Origin of the sequence: Dactylosporangium sp. CA-233914 (assembly GCF_050942935.1) — a bacterium.
In the GTDB taxonomy this organism is placed as follows: domain Bacteria; phylum Actinomycetota; class Actinomycetes; order Mycobacteriales; family Micromonosporaceae; genus Dactylosporangium.
Map to the genome: position 1 here is coordinate 4261298 of NZ_CP192030.1, position 26618 is coordinate 4287915.

Annotated in this window: 1 protein-coding gene (cut by a window edge); it reads left to right on the forward strand. The window is 71.7% G+C overall.

All coding sequences use genetic code 11. The features are described from left to right. Positions 1-26618, forward strand: the 5' portion of a protein-coding gene (locus tag ACQPY0_RS19355) for a hypothetical protein (RefSeq protein ID WP_432990717.1). It continues 2743 nt past the right edge of the window; only the first 26618 of its 29361 coding nucleotides appear in the window; its start codon is at positions 1-3; the stop codon falls past the right edge of the window.

The following is a 26618-nucleotide window of genomic DNA, read 5'->3' on the forward strand; positions in this document are numbered from 1 at the left end:
ATGGCAAAAAGTCTCCATCCGGATCCCGCGAAGCTCGACGACCTCGCAGCCCTGTGGGATGCGAAGGCCAACGACATCGAAAGGCTGCGGGCCGTCACCTCCGCGGCGGTCCAGGCCGCCAATTGGGACGGCGCGGCTCACGACGCGGCTGTGTTCGCCGCGTCGAAGGTTGATCAGCAGCTTGCCAACACCGCCGAGTTGTGTCGGCGCTGGGCACGCCAGATGCGCAAGTTGGCCCAGGCGACACGCGACGCCATCAAGCGCGAGCTCGTAAGCATCCTGGCGTTCTTTCTGGGACTCGCTGCCGGGCTCTTCGTCGGGTTCGCGGTCGGACCGGCGATCGGCGCCCTGGCCGGTGCGTTGGCCCGAGTCATCGCCGGCGTGGCCGGGGCTTGGACCACGGCCCTCACCCTGGTCTTCGAGTTTGCCCTGGGCGCGGCCGTGTTCGCCTCGACCCAGATCGCGGTCGAGGTCTTCGCGCAGTTGATCGGCTCCACCATCAACGGCCGCTTCGAGATGACCAAGGAAAGCTGGATCAACGTCGCTGTCGCCGCTGGGATGGGTGGGCTGTTCTCCCTGAGCCTCGGCAAAGTACTGGGGTCGGGCAAGGGGTCGGCGATCGGGCCGGCGAAGGCCGATGATGCGGCGCCGGTCAGCGGGTCCACGTCCGGCCCGTCCGCGGGCAGGTCGAGCGGTTCGCCCGGCAGAGGTGCGGGTTCACTGCCCGGCCCGTCCGCCGCCGCTGCGGGCATCGCGTCCAGAGCGGTGAACGTGTCGCTGGGCCCGATCGGCGGCAAGGTGCCGCCCGCCGCGGCGAAGGGGCCGGTGAGCGCCGCCAGCTCGGCTCCGCCGACGCGGGTACCAGGGGGCGGCCCGCTGGGGGCGGTGGCTCGTGATGGGGGACCCGGCCCCGCCGCGCGAGTCGGAGTGTCGACGCCTGAGGTGCGACCGAGACCGTCCTCCTCCTCGAGCGTGCCGCCGCAGCGGACCGGCACGCTCCAGCCGGCCAAGCTGAACGGGCCGGTCGACCCGGTCCCGGTGGTGGCGCCGCGTGACCCACCCAGAGTTGTCGGCGCGTCCTCGAACAATCCGCCCGGCTTGGTCGCCGGCAATAGCAACACCGCACCGGCCGCCGCCGCCCGCGCTGGGGAATCCCACATCGCTGAAGGCCCCCGACCGCCAGGCGCTGAAGGCCCCCGGCCGACGTCCGCAGGTCCGGGCAACCCGGCTCAGCCCAATGGTGGCCAAGGCCGGCCGCAAGGGCCTGGGCCGGAGTGGCAGTCGGCCGCTCGCGTGCCGGTGAAGCCGTCCGGCCCGCCGCCGGGCACGAGCGCGCCCGTTGACGCGCCAGGCTTCCGGCCAGGGGGTGGCGGCGCAACGGTGGAGACCCCGCCGGTGAACCGGGCGGTGGATGCCGGCCCGGTGGACCCCAGCGTTCCGAACGCGGCGCCTGGCCCCCAACCCACCAGGTTGGGCCGACCGGGCGGCGGCGATCCGCTACCGGTGAACCAACCCGGTGCGCCGCGCTCGCCGCTCGACAGCCAGCCCGCGGCGCATCAGCCGGCCGCCTCACAGCCGCTGCCCGAGGATCAAGTGAGTCAAGTGAGCGCGAGGTCGTGGCGCGACTCGGTGAGCTCGCGGTCGTCGAGCGACTCGGTGAGTTCGCGGTCGTCGATCGACGGCCCGCAGCCGGGTGCGCCGACGAATGTCTACGACGTGCGGACCGCGATGGTGTCGCATGACTTCTCCGCCGTCGCGCGGGACGTCAAGCCTCCAGGGCTGGGGGAGACGGCGCCCGGGGCGGGGCTACCGGTCCGGGGCGAGCAGTTGCCCGTGAAGTCGGATCCACCGGCCGCAGTGCAACGGCCGGCTCCGCAACCGGTCCGTCCGGAGCCGCTGGACAGGCCAGGCGGAGTCGGTGCGGCGACCAGCGAGCCGCCACCGACGTATCTGAAAGCGGCCCAGGACCCGGTGCCCGACTACCTGGACGTCTTTCGCCAGGTGCGGGAAGGCCGGACACCGGTGGGTGGCTTCCGTGATCTGCTGCCGCCTGAGTGGCGTCCGCCGGCGCCCGTCGGCCAGCCGCGTGACCTGATCATGCCGGAGTCGGGTTCACATTCCGGCGGTTCCGGCGCCACCAACCCGGCAACGAATCGGGCGACCACGGTCGGCCGTAGCTCGCCGGCCGAGGCGACCACGATGCCGGCGGACGGTACCACCGCCGGCAAGACCGTGGCGCGTACGGACCACACGACCGGCGATGGGACGAAGCGGCTCGGCGGTGACCGCCCGTCGGTCCGGGACAGCGGCGTTTCGTCGGTCCGGGACAGCGGCGTCTCGTCGGTCCGGGACAGCGGCGTTTCGTCGGGCGGCGCGGGGAGGGGCACCAACCGCGGATCGGCCGATGGTGTCAGCCACTCCTCCGCGCCGGACCAGCGCGTGGTGCCTCCCGGTGCGCGCGGCACCGCCATGGACGGGGAGCCGCCGCCGGCGTACGGCAAGCACGGGGGCGACCCCCTGCTGAAGCGCGGCCCGGATGTGCCGGATTGGCTGAAGACGGCGTCGCCGGAGCGTGACCTGGTCACGCCGAGGACTCGGCTCGACGACCCGATGAGCGGGATCAACCAGAACATCGACAAGATCCGGGCGGAGCAGCGCCGGAGCATTGAGCAGGGCATCGAAGCGAAGGCCGGCCGCACCGAGCCGACCGCCGTCTCCCGGCCCGGCGACGAGGTTGCGAACACGACGGGCGTGAGTGCCCGGTCGCAGCTCGGCGACCGCGAGCTCGCCTGGAACGCGATGAACAAGCACGAAGCCTCGGTGCGCCAGACGCTCGGCGACGGCGCCAAGCTCATCGACGGCCGCGCGGCTTGGACCAAGACCACGCCCGCGCCGCGCGCCGAGCGGCCGGCGGGTGGGGAGACCCGGCCGCCCGACGCGGAGGCGCTGCGGGCCGACTACCAGGTCAAGCAGCAGCGGGCGGATGCGCTGCAGCAGCGCCAGTCCGAGCTGGACGGCGAGCGCGACGCGGTCGTCCGCAGCACGAACTGGCAGGTGCTGGGCACGCGCCCGATCGTGCCGGGTACGGGCGAGCACGGCCCTGACTCCTATCCGCTCACCTTCGAGCCCATCAACGAGCGGGTGTCAGGGCTGCGGGAGTTGGGTGTCGACGTACGGCGTGAGCAGCTCACGGCCGACCCGGCTTTCGCGCGGGCCGACGCGGAGCTGACCCGGTTCGCGACCGAACGGGCGTTGATCGGCAACGTGCGGCAGGGGCTGGCCGGGGCTATCAACGACGCCGCGCGGCAGGTGGCCATGACCGCGGAGACCCGGGTGGTGGACGAGGCGTCGGCGCGGGCGCGCGAGGACGCGAACCAGCGGCTGGACATGCTGACCGATTTCCGGGACAGGGGGCTGTCGTCTCTGGGTCCGGAGCCGCTGCCTTCCTTGCAGGAGACGCTCTACCAGCAGCTCCGGGGCGAGGGTGTGGCATTGGACCTGCGTGCTGTGGTGGTCGGGCCGAGGCCTGCTGACATCGATCCTGGCCGCGTCGAAGACACCGTGCGTGAGCTGAGCACCGATCTTCTGGCGGCCCGGAATAGGTTCCTCGAAACGCCGACGCCGCGCCCGAACGACCCGGATTGGCAGGCGGCGTACCCGGGGGTGAAGGCGGACCAGGCGATCAGGGACTGGGCGGACGCGTACGCGAACTACGAGCACCGCTGGAACGAGCTCACCCCCTGGCAGCAGGCCGGTGTGGAGCCGCGCGACGCGCAGCTGAAGGTATTCGAGCGGACCGCGTTCCTCAGGCGTGAGCAGGCGATCGTCACGACGGCCGAGACGCTGGTGCGCGACGAACTGGGCCGGGCGGCACGGCTGGCTGAGGACGCCCGGATCGCGATGGTCCGGTCCGGTCTGACGCCCGAGCCGGCGCGCCCGCAGCCGCAGTCGGAGCCCGCCGAACCGAAGGCGCGGCCGGCCACGCCGAACGAGCCGCCGACGCCCTCCGCGCATCCCGCGGCGTCGTCCGCGCATCCCGCGGCACTATCCGCACCTCCTGCGGCGCTGCGGGACGGATGGGCGCGGCCGTCCGAGCCCGATACCGAGTCCGTTCGATCGGCCGACTTCGACACCGAGTCGGTGCGGTCCAGCGAGACCGATGCCGATTCTCTCTTCGACACCGAGTCGGTGCGGTCCAGCGAGACCGATGCCGATTCTCTGCGGTCGTACGAGCGCCTCGACGATCAACTGCGATCGTCCGACAACCCATTCGTCCGGCCGGCGCACGAGCCCGGCGGTGAGCTCGTCAGGCCGCCGAGGTCCCGGCCGGACGACAACTCGTCGGCCACCACCACCCCCGAGCCTTCCAAGGCCGGCGTCCCCCTGACCGAGCCGTCGAAGACCGTGCCGTACACCGCGCCGCCGTTCCTGCCCAGAACTGTCGCCGCCGACAACGCCGAGGCCACGAACGACGGCCTGTTCAGTGACCGGGACCCGCTCGGCGACCGGGACTGGCGCTCCGCGCTGGGCCAGGCGACCGAGGCGTTCCGCGATGGCCTGCGTGACCGGATCGGCACCGCCACGCTGCTCGACCGGGACTTCCCGAACCTGACGGTCGACTTCGCCCGGGTCCATCGCGAGGTTCCCGGGGCGAGCCGGCTGGGCGACGCCGTGGTGGCGGACACCTTTGGGCGGTTCGGCGAGGCCGCGACCCGCGAGTTCGCCGAGGCGATGGGGCGCAGCGCCGATGAGGTCCGGGCGCCGTCCGAGACGGAACGCGCGGCCTGGCAGGAGCGCTACGGGGAGCTGCTCGACGACCTCCGCAACGGCCTGCGGGAGCGTGTGGGCGAGACGCAGATCGCGGCGCGGGCGAATGAGGCGTACCGGCAGTGGCACGCCGAAGGCGAGGCGGAGACGGTTTCCCAGCCCGCGCTGCGCGCCTGGACCGAGGCCGCCACCGATCAGCTGCAGGGCATCCGCGCCGCCGGGAACTGGGACCGTGCCGCCGGCAAGCTGGCCGAGATGGTCGACCAGCTGCCGGTCTACCGGGTCATGCACCAGGGCGCCGACCGGATGTCCGAGCGCGCCGCGGCCCAGTTCGCCGACGCCATGGCCGGGCGGCCGGCGGTCGTCGACCCGGAGCGGGTCACCGCGGCCCGGCGGGAGGCGATGGACGCGGCCCGCGAGCAGTACCTGAACCTGTGGGCGCCCAGGTACATCATGCGGGCCGTGAAAGACCCGCAGCGCTGGACCCGCACCATCGAGCTGGACTTCCAGGACCTCGCGCCGGCCATCCGGAACCGCATCACGTATCTGGTGGAGACCCAGCCGGTCCTGGACATGGTCGAGCGGATGACGGAGCCGGCCATGCTGGAGCCGAGACTGCGCGACCCGCTGAGCGACCGTCAGAAGGCCGACCTGGTGCGGATCGTCCGGGGCGGGGCCCGGTCCATAGTGGATGAGCGGGCGCCCGGCTTCGTGGCCGACCCGCCGAAGGTCGACGAGGCGATGCTCCGCCGCGTCCGGTTCGCCGTCAATCAGCTGCTGGACGGCGTGCCCGGCCGGGCCGTCTTCGCGGTCGGTGCCAGTCGGCTGGCCGCCGACGCGCTGGTCGTCATCGGCGCCGCGGCGCGGGCCGGCGCGATGGAGGCGGAGCGGCGCGGACTGGACGCGTCCGGCTCGGTCGGCCGGGCGGCGGCCGACGCGCGACGCGCGGTGGGGGATGCGGTCGCCAAGGCGCGAGAGGCGCTGGACGCCCGCGTGTTCGAGCCGGCCGCCGTCGAGGCCGAGCTGGCCAAGCTGCGGGACCGTATCGACGCGATCGTGGCCGGCACCCGGCTCGAAACGGTACGTGACGCGCTGCTGCGCCGCGGCGACCAGGAGGCCCTGCGGGAGCTCAACGAGCAGCGCACCGGGCCGGGTGACCACGTCACGGCGCCCGCCCGGGAGCGGGTCTACCAGGCGTACGAACGCGATGTGGTGGACGACTTCCACAGCCGGATCTTCGGCCCGGACACCAACTTCGACGTGGAGGCGTGGCTGCGCTCGACGCCGCCGGTGCCCTACGGGGTCGACCACCTCGTCCGGGGGCTCGGCCCCCGGTTCGAGTACCACGGGCGTCTGGACCAGGCGCAGGACCAGGCGCAGGACCGGGCGGTCGGGGCATTCGAGAACAAGGATGTCCCCGGCCACAGGCTGACCGGCCCGGCCGAGCACTCGCTGGAGGGCGGCGGGTCCGGTGCCCGCGGGTCGGCCTCGGCCGGGCCTGCCGGGTCCATGCCGGACGTCGTGCGGCCGGTCGTGCGGCCGGTGGCAGCGTACGAAACCGATCCGTTGCAGTCTGTCCCGCGTGGTACCAGCGCGGTGCCGGACCACGGCCGGCAGTTTGTCATGACCGACAACGCCAGCGGCCAGCGGTACATCGCCACGCTGTCGGAGAACTCGCAACCGGGTATCGACGCCGGTCGCCGATTGGACGGGGAGCCGGACACCTCGGCGGGCAGGCTTGATCTCGGCCGGGGTCGCTACATCTTCGAGGAGTTCGATCCGGCGACCGGAGCACTGCGGCCGGCGCGGGTCGGGTCCGGCGCCAAGCTGGTCGACATGCGTCCGTTCGACACCTACGACGCCCCCGGCTCCCTGTGGGCGAGGCGGAAGGTGATCGGCCCCGACGGCAGTACGAAGCTTGCGGGGTTCGGCGACAAGACCACGACGTTGATCACGGTCGAACCGAAGACCAAGCGGCTGGATACGGTCATCGCCGCAAAGCAGCAGGAGATCCCCGGGCGGGGCCCGGTCGAAGCCGAGCCCGCGCTGAAGGTGCAGATGTTCCGGCTGTCCGAGAACGGCGGGATGTACCTGCGCACGTACAACCGGGCTCCGGTGCGCTCCGACGACGGCATCGAACCGAACGGCGACTACTTCTACCTGCTCGCCGAGCCCGGCCCGCACCGGGACGCAGGCTGGCACCGTGCCGCGTACGGCAATGGGTACAGCGAGGAGTTGCTCGGCAGGGTGATCCGTCCGGCGGGTGACGCCTCCGGCCGCCGGATCGAGGGCTCCGGGCCGGGCCGGTCTGCGGAAGGTCCGGGCGCGGTGTTGCGGGGAGGAATGCTCCGGCCCGGCGACGCGGAGGTCCGGCCGCTGGTCTACGACCCCAAGGCCAAGCAGTGGGTACTGGTGAAGGTGGTCCGGTCCGGCGGGACCAGGGCCGGCGAGGAGGGCGCCGGCGCGGACGGGCGGACGCGGTACTACACGGTCGACCGGGACACCGGCCAGACCCGCGAGGTGCTCGTCGCGCCCGAAAACGTTGACGTGATGACGGTGAACATCCGCACCGCCGCGGTCGACCGCAGGAGCATGACCCCGGTTCGTGAGCTCACGGACCTGCGGCTCGGGCAGGATGGCCGGTTGCGGGACTCGTGGACCGGGAAGCTGCCGATCAGGCAACTGCAGTACGACCCGGACGCCGGGCAGTTCAGCTTCGGCACCCGCGCCCAGTCCGGTGGCGGCCAGGTCCTGAGCCGCGGTAACGGCGGCGGCGGAGGGCCCGGCGCCGGTGGCGGTGGGGGCACTGCGGCCCGCTCGACAGGCCAGGGTTCGCAGGTGGAGGTCGAGCAGTACCCGCCTGTCACGCTCGTCGAGGACCGGCCGGCGGGCGATGCCTCCCTATCGGGCCGGGCGCAGGGCGAGCGGGGCGCGCCGAAGGAAAAGGAAAGCGCGCCGGCTGTCCGCGGGTCGGACCCTGCCGGCGGCAGCGGTACCGGCGGCGGCCAGCAGCGCGACCCGGGCGGCAGCGGCACCGAGTTGGAGGATCCCGCGCACGTCGCGCGCCTCAGGGAGGACCGGGCGCCGCAGGGCGCGAATCAGGAACTGCCGGGCGGCCGGGGCGACCGCGACTCGGTCTCCAGCGATCCGGTCTCGGCGCCGCATTCGACCCGCCCGACGGCACCGGCATCGTCGCGGCCCTCGAACACGGTCGCAGCGAAGCTACCGGCGAGCGGGTCGTCAACGGTGGAACCCGCGCCGCGTACGCCGGACCGTCACATGTCGGCGCCGCAGACGCAAGCGCCGCCGCCGCCCGAGCCGCCGCTGTCGTCGCCCCGGCCGGCGTCGGTCAGCCTGCCCGTCGCGGAGCCGAGCCCGGCCGACCTGGGGCCGCGTCTGGAGTCCGGGCTGGTGCCGGTCCGGACCGGGTACCGGCTGTTCACGCTGCCCGCGTCGGGCGACCGGCCGGATGTGGAGACCGCCGAGCGGGCCGAGCAGACCACCGCCGATCGCGCGAAGGAAACACCGCCCGCCAAACCGGCAGAACAGCCGGTAAGGCAGGAGAAGACGTCACAGCGGGCCCGCGACGACTGGCACGAGCAGAACGCCTCACGGTTGGAGCAGGCGAACAAAAGGCGGGCGGCGCAGGGGGCCGAGCAGAACGCCGCCGATCGCGCGAAGGAAACACCGCCCGCCAAACCGGTGGAACAGCCGGTAAGGCAGGAGAAGACGTCACAGCGGGCCCGCGACGACTGGCACGAGCAGAACGCCTCACGGTTGGAGCAGGCGAACAAAAGGCGGGCGGCGCAGGGGGCCGAGCAGAACGCCGCCGATCGCGCGAAGGAAACACCGCCCGCCAAACCGGTGGAACGGCCGGCCCCGGACGTGCCGGGTCCGGTCACCTCGGCTGAACGCGCGATCCTGGACGGGCAGCGGTTCGACGGCTGGCTGTCACCGACGGCCCGGGCCGACGTCGTGCTGGCGTACCGCATGTTTGCCGACCGGCGGCAGGCGGAGCTGAACCGGCTTTCGGCGGAAGGCGCGCCGGCCGAGGACGTCGCGGCGCGGCAGGCACGCATCGCCGAGCTGCGCGAGCAGCTGGACCGGGTCGCCGAAGGGCGGAACCCGTACGGCGGCGAGGGGCCGGGAGTGGATCCGGGCACGCGGGTGGTCCGGGCGCCGCGGGCGTTCGACCGGACCCTGCCGACCGAGGCGGAGTCGCGGGTGCTCGCGGGAGGTGGTGAGGGCCGGGGCCTGTCGGTACAGCAGCAGATGACGCTGATCGAGAACCAGCGCAGGTGGGCACGGGAGGAAGAAGCGGCGCGGGTGGCCAGGGAACAGCGGCTCGCGGCCCGCGTGCCGGCGCTGCCGGACGGCCACGGCATCCGGGAGATCCGCCGCGACGTGTACGTCTTCCACCGAGGACCCGCCCCGGCCGTGCCCGCCGCCGCCCTAGCCTCGGTGATGCCGGTCGGTGGCCGGGAGATCCTGCTTGTCGACCCATCCGCGACAGGCGATCTGGGTGCCGTGCGCGAGTACCTGCACAACCTGGAGCCGGCGATCGCCGCCCGGCAGCTGGTCCGACTGCCGCGCACCGGCGCGACGCTGTCCCCGGCGGAGCTGACGCGGCTCGCGGGGGACATCCTGCCCGCGCGGGCGATCCTCGCCCTGCCCGGCAACCGTCTGGCCGGCCAGGTCGAGACCGGCGGGCATCTGGTACCGGTGGATGCCCTGGGCCGCCGGACCCTGCCGCCGCTGACGAGGTGGGTGCTGGCCTATCCCGGCCCGGCACCGTCCGGAAACCCCTACGGATTTCTGGCCGACGGCCCGTATCGCATCGAGGTGGCCACGCTTCCCCGCGAAGGGAGGAGGGTGCTGTGGGTCCGCCCGCGGGAGCTGCCCCCGGGCGTGACCGGACCGGCGCTGCCACTGGGGCAGCCGCTGCCCGCCGGGCCGCTGGTCATCGTGGGCGTTCCGGGCGACGAGGTGCCTGCGGCGATCCGCGCGAGGGTGAACGGTATCGTCGACCCGCTGCCGCTGGACCGCCGGCCGGCCGTCGCGTGGCACGGCCCGGACTCCTTGCCACGCGGCCCGGTGGCCGTCCGCGGGGTCCCCGACCTGTTCGTCCTGCCCGTCCACGCCGAGCGGAGCCAGGCGATGCGGGAGGGACTGCTCGCCGTGCTGCTGCGGTACGGCATCTCGGACGCGACGTCCGACCCGACCTTGGTCGTCACGGGGCGGGTCGACCCGGTCGCGCGGACCGTCCAGACCGTGCACGGCCCGCTTCCGCTCGCCGAGATGTCCACAATGGTCAATGAGTTGGATGCTGCGGTCACCGTCGTCTTCGTCGACCCGGGCGCCGTCGTCCCGGGCCCCGACGGGCGGTCGGTCGCCGCGACCCTGGCCACCTCGGCGCGGGTGCTGGCGCCGCAGGGCGAGGTCGGGTTGGCGGAGGACGATCTGGCGATCCACGCTGGCGGCACCGGCTGGTACGAGTACAGCGCCGTCACCGGCATCCGTGCGCTCGGCAACCGACTCGCGGTGCCGCGTGACGACGCGGCGGGCGAGGTCAGCCGGGAGCCGATGGCTGCGGGGTACACGTTCGTCCGCTATCCGGGCCGGGCCTGGATCCAGCCCCCCGGCGTGCCGGAGACGGTGATCGCCCGGGTCGCCGCACCGACGACGGGCGAGTTCCAGCTGCTCGTCGGCGCCCCCGGCGTCAACCCACCGGCGGAGGTGTGGGACGGACTGGACGAGCGGCTCCGCCGGTGGCCGCCAGGGAGCCTGGCCCGGTTGGTTATCCAGGAACTGGTGTCCGAGCGGCTGGATCACCACCTCCCAGAGGACCGGAAGCTGGTCGCGTACTACGAGGAGGCGGAACGAATCGGCCGGCGGATGGGCGCCGTGCCCACAGAGGAGACCACGAGGGAACTCTTCACGTACCTGTCCACGACGCTCAACCCGCCCGGATCGGGCCACGTTCCAGCTCCCGAGTTCTCTGCCACCCGGCATCTCGCGGATCTGCACGGCGGTTTCCGGCGCAAGTCGTGGCAGCTGCTGCTGTCCGCGGGCCTCGGCACCTGGCAGGCTGCGGTGACCACCATGCGCCACGAGTGGGAGCACGCCGAGCAGCACTTCGCGATGGCTCAGTACCTGGCGGCCACACTGCCGGCCGACCGCCGGACGGTCACCGAGCTGCGGCGGCTCTTCGACATCGACCGAGACGATGTGCTGCAGGCCGCGCTGCACCACCCCGTGGTCGAGGGCACCCGCGAATACGAGGAAGCGCAGCGGCTGTACCACAACCGGTCGGGCTACGACGGACGTGCCGCCGAGGCGGTGGAACGGCGCCGGCGGGACGCCTACCGCGAGATGAGCGAGATGGTGCGCCAGCACGATGCGGCCGTCGGCGTGCCTGAGCGGGCCGGGCTCGCTCTCGCCCTGGTCCGGGCGCGGGCCGCGCACACGGCGGTGCTCGCCGAGTACGCCGCGCTGCCCCTGGAGGGGCCCGCCATCGAACGGGAGCGGCAGCTGGAACGGCTGTTCGCGCGGACGGATGGGGTGTCGGCCGGGGGAGGTCGGCCGCCCGGCGCGGTCGTGGCCACCGCCGCCGACATCGGTGACGAGCCGGACCTGGTCGGCCGGCCGATGGAGTCCTCCGAGGAGCCGGTACCGGTCAGCGCGATATCGGCGGCGCACTGGCGGCAGGCCGTGATGTGGACGCGGGCGAGCGCGGTGGACGGCCGGCCCATCATCGAGCGGCAGGTCCGGGAACAGCTCGACCAGCTCCACGGCAACGACCGGGAGAACATGGAGGCACTCTGGGCGGAGCTGCGCAATCTCATCGTGCAGGATTGGTGGATGGCGACCTATCCCGGGATGGAGTCGCCAGCCGCCAGGCGACTGGACGTGGCGAGTATTGCCACCGGGTCGGTGCACGCGGAGGTGGCCGACTTTCTGCAGGACTTGGCCGGGGTTGTCGAGACGTCGCTGGTGAACCAGGCTCCACCAGCGTCGGCGGTCGCCTTGATGCCTGAAGGCCCCGACCGACCGGATCGCAGCCTCATCGTGCAGGACGTGTTGAAGCTCCTGAAGCACCTGCTCGCCGGGTCGCGACACGACCCGACGGCGGCAGAGCTGTCTGAGTTCTGGGACCAAGTGCCCCAGGGCCAGGCTTGGGATGTGCAACTGCACAGATGGTTGTGGCTGGCAACACATGGTCTCGACGGCGTCGGGGCGTTCCGGTTGCAGGGGTTCGAGGAGGTCGGACCGGGCCGGCCCAAGGAAAACCCGGTGCTCGGTCACCGGGGTGAGGTGCTCTATGTGCGACGGTCGCCAGACGGCCGGATCAGCAAGGGCGAATGGCAGACAACGGAGATGACGTTGGGAGACCATGTGGTTCCCATTCCGATCCGATCCAGGGGTTTGCCCAATTGGATGTACGAGGGCATTGCCCGTGGCGGTGGTAGCCGGAGCCTGGTGGACTCGGTGGCGCAGAAGATGACCGTGCACTGGGGTTGGGAAACCACTGTCGACTGGCTGTGGCAGTACCTGCGCGACAAGGGGGCGGTCCCTCGTGACGCGGTGCTGGACGATCGTCTCGACCCGGGTCTGTTGGATCTGATGGTGCGGGAGCTGGGGTTCCGGGCACGGGTCTTCCGTCTCGACGGTTCGTCCGTCGACGTCGAGCCGATGCGAGGCGAGTTCGGCCCGCTGTTCGACCTGGCCCGTGACGAGCGAGGCGTGGTCATGCCGGTGTGGTCACGGGGGAGGTTCGGCCCGCGCCCGGTTCCTTCGGATGTGCTTCCCGAGCCACCGGACATGCGTGGGTGGGGGTTGACCGCTGGTGGTGGGTATTGGGAGGGTGTGGCGTCAGCGCTTCCGGCGAACCTGTCGGTTGTCCGTTCCAGCGGGCCGTCCGAGGAGGAAAATCGGCGGTGGGTAATGGATCTGCTGACCGGAGTCAGCGCCAATTACCGTGCAATGCAGCCGGAGCGCCGGAATCTCGATCTGCCGCCTCTCGGTCTGGTCTGGGATGTGGACCTGTACGAACAGTTGTGGGCGGTGGTACGTCTTCTGGGTGACCAGGCGTTCCGGTTGCAGGGGTTCGAGGAGGTCGGGCCGGGCCGGTTCGAGGCGTACCCGGTGCGTGGTGACCAGGGCGGGGTGCTCTACGTGTACAAGTCGGCGGACGGCCGGTTCCACGAGTTGCAAGGGTGGGAGCTGGCCGATTCCGGTGGCTATCGGGAAGGTGTGGCGTCGGCGCTGCCGGCCGGCCTGTCGGCCGGCAGCGAAAGCCTGCTCGAGACGGCGTCCGAAGAGGATGCGCTGCGGTGGGTGCGGGACATGCTGGTCACAGATGTCCAGCCGTTGCGTGAGCCGACGCTCGAGGGGCTGGCGACGTTCGGGGAAGCGACGGTTGCCGAGGACCGTTGGGATGCGCAACTGTACGAATGGTTGCGAGTGGCAGCCAATGGTCTGGGGCGCGCCGAGGCGTTCCGGTTGCAGGGGTTCGAGGAGGTCGGGCCGGGCCGGTTCGAGGCGTACCCGGTGCGTGGTGACCAGGGCGATGTGCTCTACGTGTACAAGTCGGCGGACGACCGGTACCGCCCGCTGCGCGAGCGGGCGTGGGACACCCAGTCCGACGGCGCCTACCAGGCTCTCCCAGGCGTGCAGGCCAGGAGCCTGCCGGGGTCGATGTACGCGGGCATTGCCAGCGGCGGTGGTAGCCGGAGCCTGGTGGACTCGGTGGCGCAGAAGTTGGCCGCGCTCGGGCATGAGGTCACTGTCGACGGGCTGTGGCAGTACCTGCGCGACAAGGGGGCGGTCCCTCGTGACGCGGTGCTGGACGATCGTTTCGACCCGGGTCTGTTGGATCTGATGGTGCGGGAGCTGGGGTTCCGGGCGCAGGTCTTCCTCCTCGACGGTTCGTCCGTCGACGTCGAGCCGATGCGAGGCGAGGTCGGCCCGCTGTTCGAACTGGCCCGTGACGAGCGAGGCGTGGTCACGCCGGTGTGGTTCTGGGGGGATTCCGGCCCGCGCCCGGTCCCTTCGGCTGTGGTTTCCGCGCCGCCGGACGTGCGTGGATGGGAGCCGACCGCTGGTGGTGGTTACCGCGCGGGTGTTGAGTCAGGGCTTCCGTCCGGCCTGTCGCTCGGCCGTCCTGGCCTGCCCGCGACGTCGTCCGAGGAGGACGGGCTGCGGTGGATGGGTCTGCTGGTCGCACGTGTCCGGCCGACGCGTGTGCCGACGTTGGAGAAGTTGGCGGAGTTCTCGGAAGCGACGGTTGCTGAGGACCGTTGGGATGCGCAACTGTACGAATGGTTGCGAGTGGCGGCGCGTGGTCTGGGGGGCGCCGAGGCGTTCCGGTTGCAGGGGTTCGAGGAGGTCGGGCTGGGTCGGTTCGAGGCGCACCCGGTGCGTGGTGACCAGGGCGATGTGCTCTACGTGTACAAGTCGGAGGACGGCCAGTTCCGCCCGTTGGAAAGGTGGGAACTTTCGGACGTCGGCGGCTATCGGCTCGGCTCCGGGCAAGAGCTTCCGGAGGGCCTGTCGGTCGGCGGTTCCGACTGGCCGTCCGAGGAGGACACCGTCTTGCGGACGGTGCTGGAACTGCTGGCTGCGGGTGCCCGGCCGCAGCGCATCCCGACGCCGACGGAGCTGCGACAGTACCTCGAGGCCGTGCCCAGGGATCTGCACTGGGAGGAGCGACTGTACCGATGGCTGCGGGAGGCGGCGCGAGAGCTCGGCGGTGTCGAGGCGTTTCGGTTGCAGGCCTTCGTCGAGATCGAGGCGGTCGGGAACCTCGCGCACCCGGTCCTTGGCGACGAGGGTGACGTGCTCTATGTGTACAAGCCGGCGGATGACACGTCGGACCCGCTGCACGGGTGGGAGATGCCCAGGTTGCTCCCATTGCGTGGGTGGGAGCGGCTCGACGGTGGTGGCTACCTGGAGCGCGAGGCGTCGAGGCTCCCAGCAGACCTGTCGGATGGCGGTTCCGGCAGGACGTCAGGACGGGATGTCTCGCGGACGTTGTTGGACCTGGTGCTGGCGGGTGCCCGGCCGAACCGCGTCCCGACGCTGGCGCAGCTGGAGGAATTCGTCCTCGATAACGGTGACTGGGATGTGCAACTGCGCAATTGGTTGCGGGCGACGGCGCGTGGTCTGGGTGGCGCCGAGGCGTTCCGGTTGCAGGGGTTTGAGGAGGTCGGGCCGGGCCGGTTCAAGGCGTACCCGGTGCGTGGCGACCATGGCGATCTGCTCTATGTGTACAAGTCGGGGGACACGCTCCGCCCGTTGTGGGGTGAGCAGCCCCAGGAGCTGGATACGGCGCTGCGGGCACTTGTCGTCGGGGAGGCCCCGGCGGCCGCCACCGCGGTGCGAGCACGGCTGGGGAAGCTGAGCGGAGAAGACCGCGACCAGCTGTCCCTGGCCTGGGGGCAGCTCAGCGACCGGTTGATGCGGACGTCGCGCGGAGTACGTGCACAGTCCGAGGTGCCATTCGGCTGGTCGGTCGCGTCGGCGCGGTTGACGTCGCAGGTGCTGGCCGGGATCCGCGAGGACCTGGAGTGGCTGGACACCGAACTGGAGCGGGCGGTCGCCGACGCGGAGCTGGCGCGCTGGTTCGGGTTCGGTCCGGCCGATCGTACCGACCGGCACCGGCGGGTGTGGTCGCTGATGAACGAACTCGCAGGGCCGGGGGCCGGCCTCGGATCCTGGCTGGCGGGGACGGTCGGCTCGGTCGGCTTGTACCATCAGCCGAGTCACGCCCAGCTGTGGCAGGAGCTGCCCCGGCTGTGGCCGGGCGACCCGCGGCCAGACATCCCGCGATGGGCGAGGCGGCGCCTGTTCCATCTGGTGGAGCTGGCTGACGAACTCTATCCGGGCAAGCTGGCCGAGGGCAGCCCGCGGCGACGCACGGACCTGCTGCAACGGGTGCGGCGGCTGGTCGACGCGGTGCGCCGGGATCCGAAGTGGCGGAAGGTCCCGGCGGTGCGGGACGGGGTCCGCAAGGAACTGCTGCAGACGATCCTGCGTGACTGGGAGCGGGAACGCCTGCAGCCGCAGGGCGGCGGGGGCCAGAACGACGGGCCGGTCACCGATGCGAACCTGCGCGAGCTGGTTGACCTGGTGCAGGAGCTGAAGCAGAAGCCAGGCCGTGCCGTCGCACTTGGGCGGGTCCATGATGCCTGGCTGCTCCGGCCGGCCGAGCGCTCGGTTGCGGCGCCCGAGTCCGACCAACCCCTGGCCCTGCCGGAGTCCGCTGCCGCTACGATGCAACTGCCGGAGCACCTGGTCCGCGACCAACAGTTAGGCCCCGCGCGAGGGACCCTGCAGCCCAACCGGGTGGCCGAGGTGCTGACGCTGGTCGAGGACGCGGTGGGTGGCCGGGTGGCGCTGACCGATCCCGGCCTGGTCGAGCTGACGTTCGACGTCAAGTACCGTTACAACGACTTCATGGTCAGCCCCAGGCACTATGTGCTGCACCGAGACGGCACGGCGGTGGAAGTCTGGGTCGGCGTCAAGCTGGTCAACGCCATGACTGCGCAGGAGGTGGGACAGGGCTCCCGGCGGCTGGACAGCGCGACCATCTCCGCCCGTGGTCGCAAGTATCTCAAGCAGATCACCCGGTCCCGGACCGTCGCCGTGCCGGCCTTCGCGCTCTTCGGCCTGATGGTGGGTGGTTTCGCCTCCTTGCGCGTCGCGTTCACCCGGAATCAGCCGGCGGCCACCATGACCAGCGCATCCACCACAGTGCACACGCGGATGCTCCGCAGTGGCAGAGGCGTCAGCGCCTATCTCGCGGACAGCCGGTGGACAGTGATCACCAGAACAGCCGGCGCCGAGCCCTCCGAGGTGATCTCCAGTGCGCCGCGCAGCCACCTGCTCCGCCAGGCGGTCCTGGTCGAGCTGCCGGAGTACATGACCCGGCCGTCGGCGAACCGCGCCGCGTCCGGAGCGGAATCGCCGCTCGCCGACCGGCGGTCGCTGTTCGGGGCCACGGTGTTCGAAGAGCCGACCTCCGATCCATCGGGCGTCGGGCCGTTCGGCGCAGGCGACGGGCAGCCGCTGCGTCGGGGTTCCGTGGACTCCGTGGCGTCCGAGTCCTCGTCGGCGGAGCCGCCCGGGTCCAGCCCGACCGACGCCGACGCCGGCCTGCCGATCGTCGGCAGCGACCGGGCTGGGCGGCCCGGTCTGACCCGTAGGGCATCTGGAGGGCTGATTTCTCTCCGGGAGGAGCGATCGGGGAACCGGGAGGAGCGATCGGGGAAGGGGAAGGAGCCGCAGCGGGGCGGGAGCGGGACACGGACCCCTGAAAGCATCGGGGCGATGGTGTTCGAGGAGCCGACCTCCGATCCATCGGGCGTCGGGCCGTTCGGCGCAGGCGACGGGCAGCCGCTGCGTCGGGGTTCCGTGGACTCCGTGGCGTCCGAGTCCTCGTCGGTGGAGCCGCCCGGGTCCAGCCCGGCAGACGCCGACGCCGGCCTGCCGATTGCCACCATTGCCAGGGCCGGGAGGCCCGGTCTGGCCCGCACGGGATCCGGACGACTGAGATCTTCCTCCTGGAGGAGCCGACAGAGTACGGGGATGGGACCGCGGCGGGGCGCAGGCGGGACAAGAGCCCCGGAGAGCATCGAACTGCAGGGGGCTGTCCCCCGGGGTTTCACAGTGGACGACGTGGGGGACACCGCAGCGTTCTCCGAGGCGCTTCTCGCAGCCGCGGGCCGCCCGCTGGCGGTGGGCGGATCCGCCCGCACGACGCTCCTGGGGATGTCGAAGCGTAGCCGCGTGGGCAACACGATCATCCAGATGGTGGACACGTACGTGTATTCGCCGGTGCTGATCGATGAAGCGGGCACGCCGATCGGGGCGTTGCGGGTGCGGGCGGAACTCGGCACGGCGACGCTGGTGCCGGGGGCCGAAGCGGTGAATGACATGGCGTTGCGCCACACCTTCGTCAGCACGATCGAAGCGTCCGGCGGCAGCGGGATCACCGACGGCTTGTCCGGCACTGCGGGTCTGGGTCCGGGTGTGCGGTACACGGGACCGGGCCTCACCGTCGTCGGCGGTCTCCGGTTGCGGTTCGGCAAGTCGTTCAAACGCACCCAGGGCGTCGCGGCCGGCAACGGTGCGGCCAGCCAGCGGATCGCTGAATTCGCCGGCCCGATGGCGTTGTACAGGGCCGACGTCAGGTTCGAGATCGAGCCGTTGGGGTCCGGGGAGGTCAGGCGGGCCACCGGGTCGTTGCTGCTGCGGATCCCTGTCGAGGAGGCGCAGCGGCTGGCGGACCCGGTCGCGTTCCGCTATGAGCGCCTGAGTGAGTCGCCGGCGAAGGAGCGCCCGGACCTTCTGCCGACCAACGACGACGAGGTGCAACCGCCGCCGTACCTGATGAAGGAGCACCCGACCACGATCGGCTCCTCGGTGGTGGCGGACCTGACCGGCGCGCGCCGGTTGCATGACGGCCTGGTCGGTGCGCTGGAGCGGCGCGAGGACACCAGGACGCTGTTCCCCGGGTGGCGCAACATCAGGCCGGAGGACTTCCATCGCCGGCCGGCGGCGCTGAGCGCGATCGTGGAGAACTACCAGACGCTGGCCGACGGCCTCGGCAGGTGGTCGCTGATCGCCGACAGCCCTACCCTGCTGGACGGGGGCCTGCGGTTCCGGTTCAAGCGGGTGGGCCCGCTGAACTCCGACCACTACCTGCTCACGGTGAAGGGCCTGCTGTCCCGCCGACGGCATGTCGGCAGCACAGACACGATCAAGCCGATCGACGGGGCGGTGCTGACCGACCAGCTGAGCTCCACGCACTCCAGAGAGCAGTCGTACTCGACCGGACTGGGGTTGGCGGCGGTCGGGAAGTGGCTGACGAAGGACCTCAGCGTTCAGTTGCGCGTGACCTGGGCGACCAGTTGGCCGCGCAGCCAATCCGGGGGGCACGGGACGCCGGTAGTGGCGTACCGGTGGGCGATGCGGGCCACGGGGGTGGAGGCGTTCGACTTCGATCTCGACTTCAACGCGACGCTGTCGCACTACCGTCGGCCCAGCGGTTGGCGGCGGTCACCGCTGCTGTCCTGGGCCAACGGCGGCTGGCGGCTGGCGGCCGGCACACCGCAACCATTGCTGACCGGGAACGACGCGGTGCTGGGCACGATGAGTCTGTGGACTCCTTCGGACATCTCCTGGCGGCGGGCCCTCGGCGCGACCACGTCGCCGGCCCCGGCCCCGTCCGAGCCCGCCCAAACCAAGGTGCCGGTGTCGGCGGCCGAGGAACTGCTGAAGGCTCCGCGACCGAAGCAGCTGTCGCGGGCGTTTCACATCGACGCGCTGGACACGCCGGTCGAGCTGGTGACCAGACTGGCCCGGCGGGCGCTGGCGGACGTGACTGACAATTCGCCGATCATGACGGCGGACGGCACACCGGTGGACGAGGCGCTGGCCGACCAGTTCGGTGCGGTCATGAACAAGGGGCACTCGACCACGCTGACCGCGCCGGGCGGGATGCTGGTGGGCGGGCTGTTCGGTGACGGCAGCTACGCCGACTGGCACGCTGGGGTGGCGGTGCGGATGACCCCGGCCAACTGGCGACTCTACACCATTGTGGACATCATGTCGGTGGAGGATTACCACCGGGGCACCACCGGGGTGTATGTGACACGGGGCAGGGGCACGACGCACACGGTCAAGGTGTTCGCCGGGCCCGGCGGAACCCCCGATCACCCCACCGGCGTCTTCGCCGGTCGGTTGGCCGGCGCCTACGATCTGCTCGACCGGCACAAGGGCCGCGCCCATCGCACGGAGGTCAGCGGCGGGCAGGAACGCAACCGGTCACACGCGGGCCGGTATCTCCTCTACAAGGCCGACGTCATCTATACGGCCTTGGCCAGCGCCAGGTGGGGGAACCTGGTCACGGAACTGCCGGGCGGCCGGGAAGTGCTGGACAAGGCGTTGCCGAAGTCGCGGCGGCCGCGGCTGCGGGAGTCGGTTTGGCAGGCCACGGTCAACGACGGCCTCTATGTCTACATCGCCGAGTCCGACGCCCGCGATCTGGGTCTCGATCCGCATAACATCCTGCTCCCATTGGGGTACAACGTCGGCTGGCGGCCGCCGGAGTTCGTCCGGCATGGCCGAGGCTTCGGGGTCAACGTGCTGGAGGACAAGGTCGACCTGGACGACCTGGTCGGGTTGATCCGAAACACGATCAATGGCTCACTGTCGCAGGCGCTGCCGCAGGATCTGGCCGACGACGTGCGGGGTGGGTTGCGTCATCTGCTGGCGACAGTCCGCGCGGACGGACTCGACGCGTTCCTGGACGAGCTGATGGGTGACGGCTTGCCGCTGGTGCTGCGCCGCCGCGCATACGTCGGCCGGCGGCTGGTGCGGGCGACGCTACGGTTGCGCCTGGGCGGTGAGCCCACCTTCCAGGACCTGCGCCACGACGTCAGCATTGAGGATTATCACATCGCCGACATCGGCTCCCAGAATGTGCAGGGTGAGTCGCGTGGTCACGGGTGGTCGGCGCGGTTCGTCGCCGGTGACGGCGATCGGCACGGCGCGGCCCGTGGCCTGCTGGCGGGTGCGGTGACCGGCGGCGGCACCGCCCATGCCGTACAACGGCACGACGGAAACCTGCTGCGTGTGCAATCCGCGACAGCATCCACCGGCCCGACGACGAGGTTCAGGGCGCTGGTTGTCCCGGAGGTGGTCCTCACGTATGAGGGCGGTACCCCCGAGGTCGTCGAAGCCGTCCCGGTCACCCTCCTCGTGCGGGTGCCGGAGTCGATGAGCACGCCGATCGCCGAGACCGGGGACCTCACCAACCATTGGCGGGGCCCGGGTGCGCCGGTCACCACCCTGCTGGCGCCCGGGCAGATGCAGCCGCGACGGCTGGTGGAGTGGAAGAACGAGCCGGGGGCGGTGAGGCTGCCTCGGCAATTCTCGCCCGAGCATGTGTGGGGCAACGGGGCGCTGCGCATCGCCGCGGAGCGGTTGCTGACCATGCTCGCCTCCGGCCGCACGTCGGATCCAGGCAATGAACTGGCGCTGATGGACCAGGTGTCCTCCGAGTACCGGATAGCTGGCTCCGACCAGAACACCGCACTCTGGACACTGTTCTCCAGAGCCACCCTGAAGAGCACGTTCTTCGAGATCAACGATGCCCAGGACCGGGATCCGGAGGGGCGGATTCCTGACGTGGACGGCGAACGAACCGGCCTACGCCTGCCGGTCGTGTCCGTGCTGTCGCTCGGCAGCGCGGTGAAGGGCACTTGGCGAGATGTGGAGCTTCGGCTGCTGGCCAACCTGCGCAACGTGCGGCTGCACTCGCTGGCGGGCCGGGACGGAGAGGTCTTCCGGATCGAGCGCCGAGAGGTAGTGCTCACCGCCCAGGAGTCGGACCGTTTGACAATCGCCGGCATGACCGCCGACCCGCGTTTCCAGACCTCGTTCGATCAGGATCACTGGAACGATTCGCCGATCAACGAGACTGACCTGTCCGCTCTCGTCGGCGAGACGCACCTGTCCGGCTCGGACGAAGACGGCACGGCCGGCTCCGGCCAACCGGGCAACTACCAGTCATACCGGGACATTAGCCCGACCTACGAGTTCCGCGCCGATGTGGTGTACCGGCTGGCCGCCACGATGGACGGGCGTACCGAGGCGGTTGACGTGGTCGTGCCGAACGGCCTTTGGTTCCGCCTGCGTGAGCTGGAGGCCCGCACGACGGGCCTGGTGACCAGCAGGATGGTCGACGCCTTGGCCGAGGCGGTCACTGTCGTGGACAACGCGGCCACCGCGTATCGGGCCGCGGCGGCGGAGGAGGAGACGGCCCAAGGAGACCTGCCCGCGTCGCGTCGTGCTTTCGCGGATGCCGTCGTCGCTGAGGACCAGGCGTGGCAGCACGTCGAACGCATGTTCAGCGATGCCTTGTCCGGGTCGGATGGCGACCCGACGGAGCGTGCCGATGCGCAAAGCCGGTTTGCCGCCATGACTCGCGGCCGAGGCTCGTATGTCGAGCTCCTCACAAAACGCGCCCGAAGTGAGGAGGCGTTCGACCAAGCGCGCGCCGGGGCGATGCAGGCATATCAGGACCGTCGCGATGCTCGAGCGCTGCACGTCGAGGTCGTGCCGGGAGCCGGCCGGTACGACGCCGGTCCGTTGCACCTGTCGGAGCGAGCGTTGGAGCGGGCTGACGCTGCGCTGCGAGATGCTGCAATCAGGCTAGCCGCCGATGATGGCAGCATTTCCGATCTGGCTGCGGATTTGGTGAGGCTGCCCGGCCGGCAGCCGGCCGTTGGGGACGGCTCTGGCCGGCTCGGGGAGGCGGCCGCCGCAGCCGAGGCGTGGCACGAGGCCGTGCGCTCGATGGGGGGCGCGGCGAAGGCAGCCCAGAGACACACGGCAAAGCTGATCGAGTTGCGGACGAGGTCCGAAAGAGCCGTCAAGACGCTGCATACCTTGCGCTTGAACCTGAAAGGACAGGTCGCCCGGCTGGTGCCGGGCAATGTGTGGGCCGCTGACGACGGCCTGCGGACGGTCGACGACAGTGGGCTGCCCGCGGCGCCGGCCAACGCCGCGTCGCGCGGCTCCGATGGCGGCGAGTTCGCCGACGCGGGGATCGGCTTCACCGGCGGCCGGTACTGGCCGTCGGAGCCGAGCGGTCCGGATACCCAGGTGCCGGAGTCGCTGTCCGCCATCCCCGGGGCCTTCGTGCTCGCCGTGCACGGGGACGCCCGGGGGTTACGGATCAACGGCAGGTTCGTCCCGCCCGCCCGGTTCGCCGAGATCGTGCGGAACACGCCCGGCTGGCTGGGACAGCCGCTGGCTGTCGCGTCGTGCGACACGGCACCGGAGCAGCGCCCGGCCCGGCTGGCCGATACGCTGCGCCGGCTGCTCGGCGTGGACGTGTACGAAAGTGACGGCTGGGTCGAGTCCCGGCCCGGACGGCTGCGCGCGATGCACGTCGGGTTCACCTCGACCGGTGCGATCAGCTTGCGCTACGACCTGGCCCGGTTCTGGCGCTACCCGGCCGACGGCGGCGAGCGGACCGAAGTCGGGCCCGAGTTCACCGCGGTACCCCCGCTACCACCGGCGTCCGCGGTGCAGCCCGAGCCGGTCGACCCGTACGACAGTCTGCGCGTGTTCAGGATGGCCGATCCCGCGGTGCGACGCGCCTACCTCGACCTGGCCCGGAGCCACTATCAGGTGCTGGCGGCGGCGTGGACCGGCTTCGCCGCCGGTGCCATGGCGGCCGCCAACGAGGCGCTGCAAGCCTTGGCCGACCACCTGACCGGCGTCGAGGGAATCCCGGCGGTGCCTGTCCTGCTCCTGCCGCCGGCGCCGGAGGGCGAGACCCTGCGGGCCGTCTTCGACGGCGCCGAGCATGCGATCGAGATCGCGCTCAGCGAGCCGGACGCGATGGTGACGGCGCTCCAGCACGAACTGCTCCACTCGGCTCAGCGGTTCATGGTGTACCAATTCGTTGCGGGCGCCGGCCGTGCGGACTTCTGGCAGGGGTTGGCGCGGGAGGGTGCGAACGAGGCGGTGCTGGCGGCGGCGCGGGCGAACCCGCTGTACCCGGACGACGAGCGTCATGCCGTGGCGGCGGCGCTGTGGTGGGACCTGTACCGCCCTGAGGACGGCTACCTGGTCCGCCGCCCGGTGGAGGATCGGCTGCACGGCGCTGCTCAGGACGCCGACCGGCGCCTGGCGGACGCCGAGGACACCCCCGGCTTCAGCGTGCGGATGCTGGAGCGGTACGCCGCCACCAGCCGGGACGACTGGCGGCGGTCCGTCATCGCCTCGGCGTTCCACCTTGAGTCGCTGGCCGAGGCGCAGGCGTACGGCCTCGAACTGGCGTCGGCCGAGCTCGGTTCGGCGCGGGACTGGCGGGTGGACCTGACCGACGCGGACTTTGCCGGGCTGACCGGCTACCACGTGGGGCTCCGTCCGGGCGGCGTGCTCGTTGGCCGGGACCCGGAGCGGCTGCGCCGGGTGCCGGACTGGCCGGCGGACGCCGCGCGGTTCCGGGCGGTGGTGGACGCGCGGGACGGCCTGCCGATGGCCGCAGCGGTGGCGGTCGCGCTGGCGGTACTGGATCGGCTGCCCGGCGGGTCGGCGGTGGTGGAACTGCTGCCGAGCGGAGCGATCGGGGCGGACGAGGCGTCCCGGCTGGCGGATCAGCTCGGCGCCGGCCGGTCGCTGCGGGTGGCCACGGAGTACCTGGCGAGCCCGCCGGCCCGGTCGGCCCGGGTGCGTCCGCTGCGTCCGGGGGGCTGGGACACCCTGCCCGGCCAGGCCACGGAGTTCGAGTTCCGCCCGTCGGCCGCCGAGCCGCCGGCCACCCTGGTCCTGCCCAGCCCGTTCGAGCGTTTGCCGGCGCGGCCAGGCGGCGGCTTCTGGCTGCACAACCGGCTCGACTGGTGGGTGAGCCTGGACCACGGTCAGGTGTCGCTGCGGTCCGAGCGATCCGGTGCGTTGCCGCCGTGGGAGGTGGCGGTACTGGCCCGGGGTGTGCACCGGGCATTGACCGGGCGCAGCAGCAACGGCCGGCCGCTGCCCGAGGCGCCCGCCTTCCCGGAGTACGTGCCGTTCGGCGAGCTCCGCAACGGCGCCCCGGAGCGGGACCTGCTGGACGCGCTGTTCGGCGCGGGCGTGGTAGATCCCGGTCGGTACCGGTCGCCCGGTGGCCCCGATGACCTCGACTTCGAGGTACTGGAACTGGTCGAGGCGGTCGGTGCGGCGGCCGAGGTGGATCCGGTGGTCGATCCGCCGGCTGCGCTGCGGGCCGGCTGGTCCCGATTGGCGGAGCGGATCGGGATCGAGCCGGGCGATCCGCAGGCCCTGCTGGACGTCGGTTTCGCGGCCGCGCTGGTGTACGGCATCGGCGGGCTGAACCCGGCCCGGCTGACCGCGATGCGGCACTTCATCGCGCTCGACCGCGCGCCCGGCACAACGTGGTACCGCGATCCGGCCCGGCTCACCGCCCTGGCGTCCCAGCTCTGGGGCCGGCCCGGCTGGCTGGCGGCGGCAGTGGAACTGGCCGCCGGGGTGAGCACGCTCGACGAGCTGGCTCGTGCGGCGGAGCGATTCCAGGCACTGACCAACCGTTTGGTGGCCGCGGCCGAGCCGGCGGCGGACGGCCGGGTGTGGTCACTGGGCGGGATCCAGGTCGAGGAACCGTCGCCGGACGGGGTGGTGGTCGGCTACCCCGCGTCGCCGGACGGCCGGCCGGTGGGTTGGGACCCGACGGTGGGCACGCCCGGCGGGGCGGCCTGGCTGGCCGTCCTGCTCGACCGGCTGACCGCCACCGACCAAGAGGCGTTCGACGGGCCGGTGGTGTTCCGGCCGGTCGGCATCGCCCCCGAGTGGTTCCCGGGGCTGCGGGAGCAGGCCCGCCAGCTCGATCACCGGCATCAGCTGCGCATCGAGGTACAGCCACCGCGGACGCTGTCGGCCGGGGCGGTGCCGGCGCTGCCCGACCGGCCGGAACGTTCCGTCGCGCGGGACCGGCAGGCGCTCGCTGTCGAATGGCACCGGGCCGGCGCCGAACTGGCCGCGGCCGGCCTCACCGGGCAGGCGGCCGAGGCGCGGCGGGAGATCATCCGCGCCGAGCTGGCCCGGTTGAACCAGCGAATCGCCGAGCACGCCGCCGGCGCGAGGGCGTACACCGCCATCTTCGTCGGTGAGCGGGTGTGGCTGCGGGTACCGGTGTTCGCCGACGAGTCGGGGGTCCATGGGGTCGACCCGCACACCCATCAGCGAACGCATGACTACATCTGGACGGGCGGCCGGTGGCAGCGGTTGCGGCTCCGGGGCGGGCTGGGGGGTGCGGAGCTCGAGTTGCCGGTCTGGGTGGTTCGGCCGGCCGGCCCGGTGGACCAGGGACATGTCCAAGGTCTGGCCTGGTCACCGGCGGGGCACCGCCTCGACGCCGACGGTGATGCCGGGACGATCCTGGAACTGGTGGAGCCGGCGATGCTCGTACTGGACGACGAGGAGGAGGGTGAGGATCCGGACGCGGTGCGTTCCGGCACGCGGCAGGCGATCCAGCGGGCCACCAGGAGATCCACGCTGGGCCAGATGTTCCCGGACTACCGGGTCGATGACAACTATCGGGAATGGCAGCTCGTACCAACAAGCGGGGAGATCTACGTCCAGCACAACTTCGGTTTCCCGGTGGAGGACATGTACGCCCTCATACGGGACCTCATCGGCTACCCGCACCAAAGACCGAGCGAGGGGTTCACGGCGGCGGCCGGGCTGGCCGAGCAGGGTTTGGCGTTCGGGGCGTGGGCCGCGGCAGAGTTCCACAGCGGCGGGCCGGATCTCACCGAGGTCTCGCCGGCGGCGACGCTGGCCGGCTACCTGGCGGACGCGTATGCGGTGGTGTCGGCGGTGGCCGCGCTGCACCATGAGCCCGCCGGCACCCTGGTGAAGAACCTGCTCCTGGTGGCGGCCCGGGAACAGTGGACCGGTGCGTTCAAGGCGCTGCCGCGGGAGCTTCGGCTGTTTCTCGACGCGAACGCGGCGAAGATCCAGCAGCGGTTCGCGCAGGACTACGCCCCGCCGCACGAGGCGGACCTGGCAAGGGCCCGCAACGAGCGCGGGGACTTCGATCTGCTGGACACCCCAGTGCCGGGGAAGCCGTTCACGTTGCGCCAGCTGTGGGACAACTTCCTGCGGGAGGAACCGGCGGAGCGGATCACCCCGGAGCAGGCGCTGGACATCCGTACGTTCTTCGCCGGACCCGACACGGGCGAGGGGCACCTGAGGCACGTGCCGTTGCGGCGGACGGAGTTCCGCATCTTCGGGGTGCCGCACACCTCGTTCAGCTCGGTGTGGCAACGGGA